The 13,618-nt window shown below is 64.1% G+C and carries 13 protein-coding genes; 6 read left to right on the forward strand and 7 right to left on the reverse strand.

Going from position 1 to position 13,618, the window contains the following annotated elements; translation table 11 throughout:
- Positions 1-2: 2 nt before the first annotated feature.
- On the forward strand, positions 3-455 hold the full coding sequence (locus ACW7G0_RS07810; RefSeq protein WP_456988853.1) for a SufE family protein: 453 nt from the start codon (positions 3-5) through the stop codon (positions 453-455).
- Positions 456-546: 91 nt separating this feature from the next.
- Here the strand turns inward: ACW7G0_RS07810 and dksA are convergent, their stop codons facing one another.
- The gene (dksA, locus tag ACW7G0_RS07815; RefSeq protein ID WP_456988855.1) at positions 547-1,446 is read right to left on the reverse strand and encodes an RNA polymerase-binding protein DksA; all 900 of its coding nucleotides are present in this window, start codon (positions 1,444-1,446) and stop codon (positions 547-549) included.
- A gap of 208 nt (positions 1,447-1,654) precedes the next feature.
- Here dksA and yidD point away from each other — a divergent pair, with 208 nt between their 5' ends.
- The 3 genes from yidD (at position 1,655) to ACW7G0_RS07830 (ending at position 4,140) form a co-directional block, all read left to right on the forward strand.
- Positions 1,655-1,876 (forward strand): membrane protein insertion efficiency factor YidD, encoded by a 222-nt coding sequence (gene yidD / locus ACW7G0_RS07820; RefSeq protein ID WP_456988857.1) that lies wholly within the window; start codon positions 1,655-1,657, stop codon positions 1,874-1,876.
- A gap of 36 nt (positions 1,877-1,912) precedes the next feature.
- The gene (locus ACW7G0_RS07825) at positions 1,913-3,265 is read left to right on the forward strand and encodes a dihydroorotase (protein ID WP_456988859.1); all 1,353 of its coding nucleotides are present in this window, start codon (positions 1,913-1,915) and stop codon (positions 3,263-3,265) included.
- Positions 3,266-3,360: 95 nt separating this feature from the next.
- Positions 3,361-4,140: a M23 family metallopeptidase gene (locus ACW7G0_RS07830; RefSeq protein WP_456989480.1), complete on the forward strand. Its 780-nt coding sequence runs from the start codon at positions 3,361-3,363 to the stop codon at positions 4,138-4,140.
- A 38-nt stretch (positions 4,141-4,178) separates the two neighbouring features.
- Here ACW7G0_RS07830 and ACW7G0_RS07835 read toward each other — a convergent pair whose 3' ends face one another.
- From ACW7G0_RS07835 to efp, 6 genes are read right to left on the reverse strand one after another with little or no spacing between them, the layout of a single operon-like run.
- Positions 4,179-5,942, reverse strand: coding sequence for a diguanylate cyclase (locus ACW7G0_RS07835; RefSeq protein ID WP_456988861.1), 1,764 nt, complete (start codon positions 5,940-5,942; stop codon positions 4,179-4,181).
- A 46-nt stretch (positions 5,943-5,988) separates the two neighbouring features.
- A complete protein-coding gene (locus ACW7G0_RS07840) occupies positions 5,989-6,753 on the reverse strand; it encodes a phytoene/squalene synthase family protein (RefSeq protein WP_456988863.1) in 765 nt (254 codons plus the stop codon).
- A complete protein-coding gene (locus ACW7G0_RS07845; protein WP_456988865.1) occupies positions 6,735-7,409 on the reverse strand; it encodes a phosphoglycolate phosphatase in 675 nt (224 codons plus the stop codon). The genes ACW7G0_RS07840 and ACW7G0_RS07845 overlap by 19 nt, the downstream gene beginning before the upstream one ends.
- Positions 7,406-8,128, reverse strand: coding sequence for a bifunctional 2-polyprenyl-6-hydroxyphenol methylase/3-demethylubiquinol 3-O-methyltransferase UbiG (ubiG, locus tag ACW7G0_RS07850; protein ID WP_456988867.1), 723 nt, complete (start codon positions 8,126-8,128; stop codon positions 7,406-7,408). Before ubiG ends, ACW7G0_RS07845 begins: the two co-directional genes overlap by 4 nt.
- 27 nt (positions 8,129-8,155) lie before the next feature.
- Positions 8,156-9,496: a TRZ/ATZ family hydrolase gene (locus tag ACW7G0_RS07855; protein WP_456988869.1), complete on the reverse strand. Its 1,341-nt coding sequence runs from the start codon at positions 9,494-9,496 to the stop codon at positions 8,156-8,158.
- 11 nt (positions 9,497-9,507) lie between these two features.
- Positions 9,508-10,074, reverse strand: a complete 567-nt coding sequence (gene efp, locus ACW7G0_RS07860) for an elongation factor P (RefSeq protein ID WP_456961146.1) — start codon at positions 10,072-10,074, stop codon at positions 9,508-9,510.
- Between the two features lie 114 nt (positions 10,075-10,188).
- Here efp and epmB point away from each other — a divergent pair, with 114 nt between their 5' ends.
- Positions 10,189-11,208, forward strand: a complete 1,020-nt coding sequence (epmB, locus tag ACW7G0_RS07865) for an EF-P beta-lysylation protein EpmB (RefSeq protein WP_456988871.1) — start codon at positions 10,189-10,191, stop codon at positions 11,206-11,208.
- A 302-nt stretch (positions 11,209-11,510) separates the two neighbouring features.
- Entirely contained in the window at positions 11,511-13,589 is a 2,079-nt protein-coding gene (locus tag ACW7G0_RS07870) for an EAL domain-containing response regulator (protein WP_456989481.1), read from the forward strand.
- Positions 13,590-13,618: the final 29 nt, after the last annotated feature.

A 13,618-nucleotide genomic window follows, 5' to 3' on the forward strand; every position in this document is an offset into this window, starting at 1 on the left:
CCGTGATTGCCACACCGTTCCCGCTTGAACCCACTACCACCGAGGCTCAAGACGCCATCCGTGACGAGTTCGCATTCTTTGACGACTGGTCGCAACGCTATCAGTACCTGATTGACCTGGGCCGCAAGCTGCCGGACCTGCCGGCTGAATGGAAGACCGAAGAACACCGCCTGCATGGCTGTCAGTCGTTGGTCTGGATCGTCGCCCAAGGCGATGCCGACAAGCTGGATTTCCACGCCATCAGCGATTCAGCCATCGTCTCCGGCCTGGTCTACCTGGCGCTGCGGGTCTACTCGGGCCGCAGTGCGGCCGAGATCGCAGGGACTGGTGCCAGCTACATCGCCGACATCGGCCTGGCCAAGCACCTTTCACCCACGCGAAGCAATGGCCTGGCCGCGTTGCTTGGCTTCATCCAGGCACAGGCCATGGCGCAACTTGGCGAGCCAAAGCATTGACGCACACAAGCCAGCCTGGCTGCACACGCCATCCGCACTGATATGAAAAAACCCCGCATTGGCGGGGTTTTTTCTGGATCAATCCAATGCCTCAGTCGCCCATTTGCTTGCGCAAGTGCTCCCAACGCTCCTGTGCATCGAGCGTCCGCTCGGCGGTAAGCCGGGCGTCCATGCGCTCCAACCCGATCTCCTCGCCGGTGTCGGCGCAAAAACCGTACTCACCCGAGTCGACACGCTTCAACGTACTGTCGATCTTGCTGATCAGCTTGCGATAGCGGTCGCGGGTACGCAGTTCCAGGGAGTTTTCGGTTTCGCGGGTGGCGCGCTCAGCTTCGTCACCGACATCCCGGACTTCGTCCTTCAGGTTTTCGATGGTCTGCTTGGACTCCTCAACCAGGTCTTCCCGCCACTGCAACAGGCGCTGACGGAAATACTCCAACTGCAAGGGACTCATGTACTCCTCGTCTTCACTGGGCGTATAGCCCTTGGGGACGATCGGACGGCCACTGCCTTTTTCTGTTTTATATGGCACGACTTTGACTTTACCTCGGGGGATGGGGGTTTGCGACTTGGCCGCAACGGCTACGGCAACCTTCCCCAGACGTCGCCTGACTGGCACGGCTGAACGGGTTACCGGCGCCTCTGCCGTCTTCTTCGCGACGGGCGCCCTGGATTTGTTTACGACCGCTGTCTTGGCGGCTGGCTTTTTCACTGCCGCGACCTTCTTGGCGGCCGGCGTCTTCACCGCGACTTTCTTGACGGCTGCTTTTTTCACCGTCGCGGCTTTCTTGGCGACCGGCTTCTTCACTGCCGCGGTCTTCTTGGCGACTGGTTTCTTCACCGCCACGACCTTCTTGGCAGCCGGCTTCTTCACTGCCACAGCCTTCTTCACAACGCCTTTTTTCACCGCCGCGGATTTTTTCACGGCAACTGTTTTGACGGCCTTTTTACTGCTTTTGGCGACCTTCGTCGCGGTTTTTTTCATTGCCACGAGCAACTGTCCTTGATGTTGATTCCCTTGTGACGGGAAAGCGCGCTGTTATACCCTGCTCCGGCACCTGCGGCAACCTCGTCACAAACAAGGCGTTCCAGGTTTACCCAGGGTCTGACGGCAAACTGCCATCGACCCCGGCCGGGTCGGGCACGGATCCGGCCCATCCTACCCTCCATCCGTTGTTCGTGCCCATATTCGAGAAACCGTGATCGACCGTCTGCTCATCGCCCTGCTGCGAGGCTACAAACGCTGGATCAGCCCGCTGCTGGGACCGCGCTGCCGGTTTCATCCCACGTGCTCGGAGTACGCCATGCAGGCCATCGCCCGGTTTGGCGCTTTCAAGGGCAGCTGGCTTGCATTGAGGCGGATACTACGCTGCCACCCGCTGCATCCCGGCGGCAACGACCCGGTGCCGCCCGCGGGCTGATTCGCCCTCCCGACAACTCGCCCCAAAAGGATCCCCATGACCGCGTCATCAACGCTTATCGTCAATGCCCGTCTCGTCAACGAGGGCCGTGAATTCGACGGCGACCTGCGCTTCGAGGAGGGACGGATCACCCAGATCGGTAGTGGCCTTTCCGGCCGGGCCAACGAGACCGTGGTGGATGCAAACGGTCGCCGGTTGCTGCCTGGGATGATCGACGACCAGGTCCACTTCCGTGAGCCTGGCATGGAGTACAAGGCCGACATGGAAATTGAATCCGGCGCCGCGGTTGCCGGTGGACTGACCAGCTTCATGGATATGCCCAACACCAGCCCGCCGACCCTGGATGCAGCAGCACTGGAGAACAAGTACCAGCGTGCGGCCGGCAGGGTGCGCGGCAACTATGGTTTCTACATGGGCACCAGCACCACCAACCTGGAGGCCATCCAGCGTCTGGATCCGCTGAGCGCGCCCGGGGTCAAGGTGTTCATGGGCGCGTCCACCGGCAACATGCTGGTGGACGATCCGGTGGTGCTGGACGCGGTATTCCGCGACGTGCCCACACCGATCATCACCCACTGCGAAGATACGCCGATGATCGAGGCCGCCACCGCCGTCTACAAGGCGAAGTACGGCGACGACATCCCGCCCGAGTGCCATCCCGACATCCGCTCACGCGAGGCGTGCATGAAGTCGACCCAGTTGGCGATCTCGCTGGCGCGCCGGCACGGCACCCGGTTGCATGTACTGCACATCTCGACTGCCGACGAGCTGGCGTTGTTCGAGTCCGGCCCGCTCGTCCGCGCCGACGGCAGCCGCAAGCAGATCACTGCCGAGACCTGCATCCACTTCCTGCGTTTTGACCGCAACGACTATGCCCAGCTCGGCCACCTGATCAAGTGCAACCCGGCGATCAAGGACCCGGCAGACCGCGAGGCACTGGTCCGCGCCCTTGCCGACGATGTCATCGATGTGCTCGCCACCGATCACGCGCCGCACCTGCTGGAAGAGAAACAACGGCCCTATACCAAGGCGCCCAGTGGCCTGCCGCTGGTCCAGTACGCACTCAATGCGGCGTTGGAACTGGTCCATGAGGGTCACCTGAGCACCGCCCAGGTGGTGCAGAAATTCGCCCATGCGCCGGCGCAGCTGTTCGACGTCAAGGGTCGTGGCTTCCTGCGCGAAGGCTACGCTGCCGACCTGGTCCTGATCGATGACAAACCGCTCACTGTTCGGCGTGAAGACGTGTTGTCAAAATGCGGCTGGTCGCCGTTCGAGGGCCGCACCTTCCATACCCGGATTGCATCGACCTGGGTCAATGGCGTGCTCGCATGGGACGGCAGCCAGCTGGTGGGCGCCGCCAACGGCCAGCGCCTGGTTTTTGATCGATGAGGGCAATGCCACTGGTGGTTGCGCTGGCGTTTATTGTCGGTGCCGGCAGCACGACAAGGTCAGCCTGCGCCGCCGATTCATCGCAGGACACCCGGCTGCCAGCAGTGGAAGCGGTGCATGCCGATCGCCGCGTCGTGTTTCCCGAGGCAGTCCCCCAGGGCTCGCTCGTCATCGGCAAAGTGCCCTCCGGCAGCACCGTCCATTACGCCGGACGTGACCTGCGGGTCACGTCCTACGGAACCGTTGCATTCGGTATCGCCCGTGACGAGGCCGGCCCGGCAAGCGTGCAGGTGTCAGGACCCGATGGTCGGCAGCAGTCGGTCAGCATCACCATCACGCCGCGTGACTTCCCGACCGAGCGCGTCAACGGTGTCCCCGGCAAGACGGTCACACCTCCGCCCGCAATCGCCAAACGCATTGCCCGCGAGCAGGCCGCCGTCACCGCGGCACGGACCCGTGACGATGCCCGCACCGGCTTCGCGCAGGAGTTCATCTGGCCGGTTCGCGGCCGGATCAGCGGCCGGTTCGGCAACCAGCGTATCTACAACGGAACGCCCGGCTCGGCCCATTCGGGCATGGACATCGCCGTCGCCAGTGGCACGCCGGTCAAGGCGCCGGCCGCCGGCGTGATTTCGTTCAGCGACGACCTGTACCTGACCGGTGGCACCATCGTGCTGGATCATGGCCACGGCATCAGCTCCAACTTCCTGCATCTGTCGCGCATGGATGTCTCGACCGGCGACAGCATCGAGCAGGGCCAGGTCATTGGTGCCGTCGGCGCGACCGGGCGTGCCACCGGGCCACACCTGCACTGGGGGATGAACTGGCTGGACGTGCGGATCGACCCGTTACTGGTTCTCGGCCCAGGCAAATGATCGCTGCACGGATTGCGTGCCAACCAGTTTCGCATTGCTCACGATGACGTCGTTCGCGCCACATGCAACGACCGGCTGCCGGTCACCCGGTTACGGCCGGCGGACTTGCTCGCGTACAGCGCCGCATCCGCGCGCTCCAGCAGCTGTTCAGCGCTCTCGTCACCGACAAGCTCGACCACGCCCAGGCTGAGAGTGGCGTCGAGAAACTGGCCGTCGATCGACAGCGCCCTTGAGCTGACCGCCGACCGCAGGTTCTCGGCGACGCCCACCGCCTCAGCCAATCGGGTGTTGGGCAGCACTACAAGTAATTCGTCACCACCCCAACGGCCGAGCAGGTCGTAGGTACGCAAGCGATTGCGGATACGCAAGACGATGACCTTCAGGCAAGTGTCGCCGACACCGTGCCCAAATCCGTCATTGATCTGCTTGAAATTATCGACATCCAGGAACAACACCGACAGGGGAAAGCCATTGCTGCGCGACTCCGAGACGCAAGTCCACAATCGCGTTTCTATCGCCTGACGCGACATCGCACCGGTCAATGCATCAAACCCCGCCAACTGGCTGGCATGGTCACGATCGCGCCGCAACTGCTGCATGGTATCGCTGAGCCCGATCATGATGATCAGCCCGGACATCGCAAACGTCATCGGAAACACGTGATCCAACCAGGGCGGTGCTGGCCAAAGGCCGGCCATCGTGCCGATCTCAAACAGCATCAAGGTTGTCATCGGTAATATCGACAGCAACAACACATAGGCCGGCCGATAGCGGCGCAGGCAGCCGACCACGGTGGCAATCCATACCAGCCCAGTCGCCAACAGCAGGGCCAGATTGATGGTCGTGGCGATCCAGCTGGCAGCGTTGGCCAGTGCGGCCAGTGCCAGTGCGCCGAACAACGCGCCGCACAGTGCAAGCAATTGCTGCATCACAGGCTGTCGCGCGCGCAGATCCAAGTACCTGCCAACGAAGACCAGGCTGGACAAAACCGCAACGACGGCAAACAGGCGCGGAATCCGGGGATCGTGACCGAGTAACGCGGCCAAGCTTGGGAGCAGGCGGATCTCCCCGCCGGAAGTCGCAAAATAAGCGGCCTGCGCAAGCAGCGTCAACAACAGGTAGGCGTAACTGCGCTCGCCAATGCCAATCCACAGCCCCAATGCGAGTACCGCCAGCAGCATCAGGCTGCCCAGCAGTGCCGTCCGCCATGCCACGTGGACCAGGTCGGCCTCGTGAACCGCCCCCAGCGTATCTATCGAGACCGGCATCGAGACCGTCGCGGGAGCATGGACCCGCAGGTAAATTGAATCCCCCGCCGACACCCCGTCCGTCAGGGGGAACACCAGCGCACGGGTCGAATAACCCCGGTCGGCTTCCGGCCCCACCCGTGCATGGATCGACGGTGTGGCGTGCCCCGGCCGCCAGACCTCGATACGGGTCATGTACGGCGATCGCATCACCAAAAGCGGTGCATCGAACATGCCGGCTGCAGACAATCCGGGGGCAACGCGGTCCACCGTTACCCGCCACCAGCGCGGCGATCGCTCTGACGCATGGATGATGTCGTCGGGAAGTGTGACGAAATCTCCATCCCACTCACCGGTGCTGACTTGCATGGCCGTCGGATCGGCGTCCAGTCGAGCGACCGTCAGCGATGCCAAACCTGTCTGGATGTCGGGATTCAACGTCGGGGCATCGGCCCCGGAAGCGCCCGAGGCGAACGACAACAACGCAAACAGGCATGCCATGGCCAGACCCAGCCATGCTGCCCTGCGATAGCGCTGCCCCCAGCAAAACCCCATGCCGCCCCCTAGCCTGCACATGCTCCGAGCATAACGCCGAATCGACTCAGTGGCGTGCCGCGCTCCAAGCCAGCCACAACGTCGCCCAAGCCGATAGCGGCCGGTCGGGATCAGACGCCTGCAGGCGCGCTTTCGCCAATCCTGCCCACAAGCGCCGGCAACGGCTCGCGGCGCGGTGGTCCGGCCATCGCCTGGCCAGCTCGTTCGTCCATGCCGCCCGCGGGTCGCCCGTACCCGCCAGGGCCAGCATGTCCAGTGGTACGTGGGCATCACCGGGCTGCGCGAAACGGGCATGCAGCAGGGTTGCCGCCACCACGTCCCCATCGCCATCGTTGCGCGCGACGGCAAACAGCACCGCATCGATGTTGGCGATCGCATTGGCGACCGACGACAACCCATCGAACGCTTCTTCGATGCTGACGGGCCGGTCGCGGCTATTGGCCAGCGCAGGCAGTTCAGCCGCCAAACCGTCCCATGGCGCCGGGTAGCGCTGCAACACCACGCCCAGCGGATGCCGACGCGCGCCGCGGCCCCAACCCATCAATTCTTCCTGCCACCAGGACAGTTTGGCAGCGCCTGGGCGCGGGTCGCTGCCGCCCCATGCGGCGTCGGTCAACTCTTGTTGGAGCGTGGCCCAGGCCAGCGCGCGCTCCCGTTCGGAACGCGTCACGAAAACCTCAGCGACGCTCCATTCGGGCCAGCGAGCGCGCCATTTCCCGATGAAATTATCCAGTGTCTGGGCCTCGCCTTCGTCGGCGACGGGCCGTTGCGCGTCCGGATCACCCTTGATGCTCATGATATCGATGGCCATGCAGACCCCTCCCACAACTGCTCCGGAGACGCGACCATCACGTCGCCCCGCCAGGTCGCGGGATCATCACCGGGCAAACGATAACCCCATAACGCCACCACCGAGGGCATCCCGGCGGCGCGCGCCGCGATGATGTCGCGTTCGTCGTCGCCGACATACACGCAATCGGCCGGGGCAATGCCCATGCGCTGCGCAGCAGTGACCAGCGGCAACGGATCGGGCTTGCGCGCCGGCAGCGTGTCGCCACCGATCAACACCGCGCAACGGTCCTGCCAGCCCAGTAACGGAATCAACTGGGCCGCCAGGTACTCGGGCTTGTTGGTGACGATGCCCCAGCTACTACCCGCCGACTCCAGCTTCGCCAGTATCGACTCGATGCCCTCGAACGGTCGGCCGTGACGGCCAAGTTGGCGCTGGTAGTGATCCAGGAAAGCCGGAATCCAGGTCTCGCGCTGCGCCGGGTCGACATCGGGAAACGCGGCGGCGGCCATCGCTCGGGCGCCTTTTGATACGTGCGGGCGCAAGTCGTCCATGGGCATCGGCGGCAAATCCCGCTCGGCACGCATCGCGTTGATCGCCGCCAGCATGTCCGGCGCACTGTCAAGCAACGTGCCGTCGAGGTCGAACAGGACGGTCCGGGGAAATTTTGCGGTCATTCGGGTTTGCGTGCGCAGGCCAGGTAGTTGATATCCGCGCGCTTCACCACCCGCGCTGCGTTGCGCCATGGCTCATACATCAAGCCGCTGACATCCTCCAGTTGCAGCCCCGCCTCACGCAACCAGGCGCCCAGCTCGGACGGCTTGATGAAGTCACGGTAGCGGTGGGTGCCCTTGGGCAGCAGCCGGGCCACGTATTCGGCCCCGACGATCGCCAATGCAAACGCGGCCGGGGTCCGGTTGAGCGTGGACACGAACAGGCGACCACCCGGTTTGAGCAGGCTCGCACAGGCCTGGATGATCGCGCCCGGGTCGGGTACGTGCTCCAGCATCTCCATGCAGGTCACCGCGTCGAACCGCGCCGGCATTTCAATTGCCAGTGATTCGACCGACTGCACCCGGTAGTCGACCTCCACGCCGCTCTCCAGCCCGTGCAACCGCGCAACCTTGACCAGCTCCGGCGCCAGATCGATCGCCGTCACCCGCGCGCCCTCGCGTGCCAGCGCTTCGCTGAGCAAGCCGCCACCACACCCCACATCCAGCATGTCGGCGCCCGCCAGTGGACGACGCGCAGCGACATAACCCAGACGCGCCGGGTTCAGCGCATGCAGCGCCTTTTGCGGGCCCTGCGGGTCCCACCAGCGGTTGGCCAGCGCACCGAACTTGTCCAGCTCAGCCTGGTGGAAATTGTCATTGGGCGTGGCGGATTGTGCAGTCATCGGACTCGGTTCCCGGATCGTGGTGGCTCAAGGACGGATCGCGGCGATCCGCTGACGCCATTGTCTTGCATTGGCGATCAGCGCCGCCGCGTCAAGCCCGACCAGCTCGCGTTGACGCAGTTTTGGTTTGCCGCCGATCCACACGTCGGTCACCTGATGCCGGCCGGTGGCATAAACCAGTTGCGAGACCACGTTGAACAACGGCTGGCTCTCGATCTGGCTCATGTCGACGCACACCAGGTCGGCCTGCTTGCCGATCTCGATCGATCCGATCTGCGTATCCAACCCCATGGCCTTCGCGCTGCCCAGGGTCGCGGCGCGCAACGCACTGGGGGCACTGAAGGCTGCGGCATCGCCGGCCACGGCCTTGGCCATCTGGGCTGCCGTGCGGGTCTCGCCGAACATGTCCAGGTCGTTGTTGCTGGCCGCACCGTCGGTGCCGATCGCAATATTGACGCCGGCCTGCTCCAGCTTGCCGATCGGGCAGAAACCGGACGCCAGCTTGAGGTTGGATTCCGGGCAATGCACCACGCTGACGCCGCGCGCCGCACACAGCGCGATCTCCTCGTCGACCAAGTCGGTCATGTGCACCGCAATCAGGCGGTCATTGACCAGCCCAAGCCGGTCCAGCCGCGCCAGTGGACGCTGGCCGTACTTCAATTGCGACTCGGCGACCTCGTGCGCGGTCTCGTGGCAATGCAGGTGGACTGGGATGTCGAGCTGGTCGGACAGCATCCGGATCCGCTCGAAGCTGGCATCGGAGACGGTGTACGGCGCGTGCGGGACGAATGCCATCGACACCAGTGGGTCATTGCGCCACTGGTCGTGGACCTCCCCGGCACGATCGAAATACTCATCGTCACTGGCCGCCCAAGCCGTGGGGAAGTCGATGACCGGCAAGCCGACCCGGGCCCGGAAACCATGTTGCTTGTAGACCGCGGCCTGGACGTCGGGGAAGAAGTAGTTCTCGTTGGCGCAGGTGGTGCCGCCACGCAACATCTCCGCTATCGCCAGGGTCACCCCGTCCGCCACGAACTCCGGCCCGATCACCTCGGCCTCGATCGGCCAGATGTGGCCTTGCAGCCACTCCATCAGGGGCAGGTCGTCGGCAACGCCGCGCAACAACGTCATCGGGTTGTGGGTGTGGGCATTGACCAGACCCGGCATCAGCACCGCATCGGGGCGCGAGACGGTTTCCTTCGGGCTATAACGGGTGCGGGCCTCGGCTGTCGGCAAGACCGCCATGATGACGCCGCCGGTCACCGCAACGGCATGGTCCTCAAGAACGATGCCATGCGGCTGGATTGGCACGACCCAGCCGGCTTCGATCAACAGGTCGCAGGGCTGGGACGGGATGTCAGTGTGCATGGGCCAATGGGTCACTTGACGCGGCTGACGTACTCGCCGGAGCGGGTATCTACCTTGATGATCTCGTCCTGGCCGACAAACAGCGGCACGCGCACGACTGCGCCGGTTTCCAGGGTGGCCGGCTTGCCGCCGCCACCCGAGGTGTCACCGCGCACGCCGGGGTCGGTCTCGGCGATCTTCAGCTCGACGAAGTTCGGCGGGGTCACGAAGATCGGCGTGCCGCTGAGCAGGGTCACGATGCAATCCTCCTCGCCCTTCAACCACTTGGCGGCGTCGCCGACGCCGTTCTTGTCGGCCTGGACCTGCTCGAAGTTGGTCGGGTCCATGAAGTGCCAATGCTCGCCGTCGGCATACAGGAACTGCATGTCGGTATCCATCACGTCGGCGGCCTCGAGCGCGTCGGTCGCCTTCATGGTGACTTCCTGCACGCGACCGGACTTGATGCTGCGGTACTTCACCCGGGTGAATGCCTGGCCCTTGCCCGGCTTGACGTACTCGGTATCGACGATGACGCACGGGTCATTGTTGACCATGATCTTCATCCCGTTTTTTACGTCGTTCATGCCGTAAGAGGCCATGCGGAAACTCCTGCGCTGTAGATGGCAATGATGACTCGGCCCGTGCTGTGCCGCGGGCCGCTAGAATATCTGGCTGTCTCCGGTCACGCCGGTCACAAGCGAAACTGGAACCGAATGATACCCGCAGCCCCCATCGCCATGCAGCCAGCCCCTTCGCGGCCACCTCGCTGGCAGCAGCTGTGGCGCGACGCGGTGCGCGACCCGCGCGAACTGCTCGACCTGCTCGGCCTGGATCCGGCCGCAATGGGCATCTCCGACGCCGCCGCGAGCCAGTTCGCGCTGCGCGTGCCGCGTGGGTTCGTCGCCCGCATGCGCCACGGCGACCCGCAGGACCCATTGCTTCGCCAGGTCCTGCCGCTGGATGCGGAAATGCGGCCAAGCCCCGGTTTCAGCCTGGATGCGGTGGGCGACGGGGCGGCCAAGGCCGGCAGCGGGGTGATCCGGAAGTATCGCGGGCGGGCCTTGCTGGTCAGTACCGGCAGTTGCGCAATCAATTGCCGCTATTGCTTCCGACGCCATTTCCCGTATGCGCAGGAAACCGCCGCAGCCGGTGGCTGGTCCGAGGCCGTCGCGCTGATTCGCGCCGACCCCACTATCGACGAGGTGATCCTGTCGGGTGGCGACCCGCTGTCGCTGTCGAGTGCAAAACTCGCCGAACTCACCGCCGCGCTCACCGACATCGCCCATATCAAGCGCCTGCGGATACACACCCGGTTGCCGGTGGTGCTGCCGGAGCGTGTCGACCAGGCGCTGCAGGATTGGCTGCGCGCCCTGCCCTGGCCGGTAGCGGTGGTCCTTCACGCCAACCACGCCAATGAATTTGATGCCCATGTCGATGCGGCAGTGGCGCGAATGCGCAGCACCGGCGCCACGGTACTCAACCAGGCGGTGCTGTTGCGCGGAGTGAATGATTCGGTCGACGCCTTGGCCGCGCTGAGCGAGCGCGGGTTCTCCGCCGGGGTGTTGCCGTATTACCTGCACCAACTGGATCGCGTCCAGGGCGCGGCCCATTTCGAGGTCAGCGACGAACGCGCCCGTGAACTGCACGCGGCCCTGGGCGCTCGGCTCTCGGGTTACCTGGTCCCGCGACTGGTGCGGGAAACTGCCGGCGACAGCGGCAAAAGGCCGCTGTAGACCGCAACCGACGTCTCAACCCGGCGCGCCTGCGTGGACGCATGGGACAAGTTCTGGCATAAGCTGTCACAAGCTGACCGGATCGAGCCCATGTTGCGGCACTTCGCCATGCACGGGTGCCCAGCCACCAAAGGGCATCAAGTCACGCGTCCGGCAGCGCAGGGGGCATCATGCTGGTACAAATTGACAACAATGCCATGGTTGCTGGCAGCACTTCCACGGCCGGGGCACCATCCGATTTCCATGCAACTGTCCGCTTGGCTGCGCGACAATCGTCGATCCATCCGGACCAAGGGGACAACATGCAGGCGGTGAAGAACACCATGCTCAGGCTGCTGATCGTCGATGACAGCGTGGAGGCTGCCGAAGGCATTACCAACGGCTTGCGCAACAGTGGTATTGCCGTGCGCCCCAGCCGTCCTGAACACGAAGCGGATTTCGCCGCCCTGTTGGCCAATCAACCCCACGACCTGGTTCTGGTGGCCAACGATGCGCATATCGTTCCGCTGGCCCAGGTGATGGCGCAGGTCGACGCCACCGGCAAGGACCTGCCGGTGGTGGTGTTGCTGGACTCCATTGACGGCGACAGCTTGGTCAATGTCATCGCGACGGGGGCGCGCGCAGTCGCCCTGCGCAACCGCCTGGCACATATCGAGACGGTCGTGCGCCGTGAATGGTCCGACCTGGAAGCGCGCCGCGACCTGCGTCGGCTGGAATCGCAGGTACGCGAAACCGAACGTCGCTGCGATGCCCTGATCGACTCGTCGCGCGACCCCATCGCCTATATCCACGAAGGCATGCACATCCGCGCCAACGATGCCTATCTGGAGGCGTTCGGGTTTGACTCGTTCGAAGACATCGAGGGCATGTCGCTGCTGGACATGATTGCCCCACAGCGCGTCGACGAGTTCAAGCAACTGCTGAAGCGACTGGGCAAGGGCGAGTCCGCACCACCACGGTACGAGACCGAAGCCTGCGCCATGGACGGCAGCAGCTTCCCGGCGGTGATGGAGTTCACGGCGGCCAGTTACGAAGGCGAGACCTGCCAGCAAGTCGTATTGCGCCGCCAGGAGCTGGATCCGGAACTGGCGCGGGAGATGGAAGCGCTGCGCCACCGTGACCAGGCCACCGGCCTGCTCAACCGGGCGACGTTCCTGCGGGAGCTGGAGGACACGGTTGCCGATGCCGCGCGCAACGCGACCAGCCACGGTTTGCTGCTGGTGGAGCCTGATCATTTCGCCCACCTGGTCCAGGACATTGGCCTGGACGCCGCCGACGACCTGATCGCCGCCTGCGCCCAGCGCCTGCAGGGCGTACTGAGCGAGAATGACATCGCCGCGCGCTTTGGTGAGCAGCAGTTGGCGGTCTTGCGACGCGGGAGCGATTTCAACGCGACCCTGGCCCTGGCGGAATCGGTGCGCAACGCATTCGCCAACCATGTGCTGGAGACCCGGGAACGATCGCTCAACGCAACCGTCAGCATTGGCGGGGTCCAGATCGGGCAGAAGATCGCCAGTGTCACCGAGGTGCTGGGCAAGGCACACCAGGCCGTGCAATCGAACGTCGGTGTCGGCGGCAATCGGGTCGATATCTTCGATCCCGGCGCGGTTGACCGCGCCGAGCAAGAGCGCATTGATGTCTGGGTCGACCGCATCCGCCAAGCCATTGACAGTGACGACTTCGTCCTGCATTACCAGCCGCTGGTGAGCCTGCACGGCGAGCCCCGGCAGATGTACGACACCTACCTGCGCATGCGCGGTGAACACGACGAGCTGATCCAGCCACCGGCGTTCCTGCACATTGCAGAAGAGCACGGCTTGCTATGGGAAATTGACCGCTGGGTGGTCGCCAATGCGATCGCCAACATTGCCCAGCAGCTCAAGGCCGGCCAGCGCACTACCTTGCTGGTGCGTATCACCGAGGTATCGCTGCAGGACGACAGCCTGTTGCAACACATCCAGGAACAGTTGGCCAGGCACGCAGTGGATGGTGAATTGCTGGTACTCCAGTTGGCCGAGTCAAAGGTGTTCACCCACCTCAAGGCCGCCCAGGTGTTCCAGCAACAGGTCGCGAAGATGGGCGTGCGAGTCGGACTGGAGCAGTTCGGCAGCGGGCTCAATTCGTTCCAGCTGTTGAGTCATTTTGACGCCGCATTGCTGAAGTTCGATCCCAGCTTCATGGAAGACCTCCCGGCGAACCCGGAGTCCCAGCGCCGCATCCGCGAGATTGCCGACAAGGCGCGTGAGTCGGGAAAACAGACCATCGCCGAGATGGTCGAGGATGCCGCCAGCATGACGGTGCTGTTCAGCGCGGGTATCGACTACGCCCAGGGACACTTCCTGGCCAAGGCCGGACCAAAAATGGATTACGAATTCAACTAGCGCTGCGTTGCACAACAGAAATTTTATGA

Source organism: Lysobacter sp. A286, from assembly GCF_054052105.1.

Excerpts from the sequence above, each read along its gene's own strand:
- ACW7G0_RS07870 (WP_456989481.1), top strand. The coding sequence starts at position 11,511 with ATGCAGGCGGTGAAGAACACCATGCTCAGGCTGCTGATCGTCGATGAC.
- efp (WP_456961146.1), bottom strand. The coding sequence starts at position 10,074 with ATGGCCTCTTACGGCATGAACGACGTAAAAAACGGGATGAAGATCATG.
- ACW7G0_RS07825 (WP_456988859.1), top strand. The coding sequence starts at position 1,913 with ATGACCGCGTCATCAACGCTTATCGTCAATGCCCGTCTCGTCAACGAG.
- ACW7G0_RS07840 (WP_456988863.1), bottom strand. The coding sequence starts at position 6,753 with ATGGCCATCGATATCATGAGCATCAAGGGTGATCCGGACGCGCAACGG.
- ACW7G0_RS07855 (WP_456988869.1), bottom strand. The coding sequence starts at position 9,496 with ATGCACACTGACATCCCGTCCCAGCCCTGCGACCTGTTGATCGAAGCC.
- ACW7G0_RS07835 (WP_456988861.1), bottom strand. The coding sequence starts at position 5,942 with ATGGGGTTTTGCTGGGGGCAGCGCTATCGCAGGGCAGCATGGCTGGGT.
- ubiG (WP_456988867.1), bottom strand. The coding sequence starts at position 8,128 with ATGACTGCACAATCCGCCACGCCCAATGACAATTTCCACCAGGCTGAG.
- ACW7G0_RS07845 (WP_456988865.1), bottom strand. The coding sequence starts at position 7,409 with ATGACCGCAAAATTTCCCCGGACCGTCCTGTTCGACCTCGACGGCACG.
- epmB (WP_456988871.1), top strand. The coding sequence starts at position 10,189 with ATGATACCCGCAGCCCCCATCGCCATGCAGCCAGCCCCTTCGCGGCCA.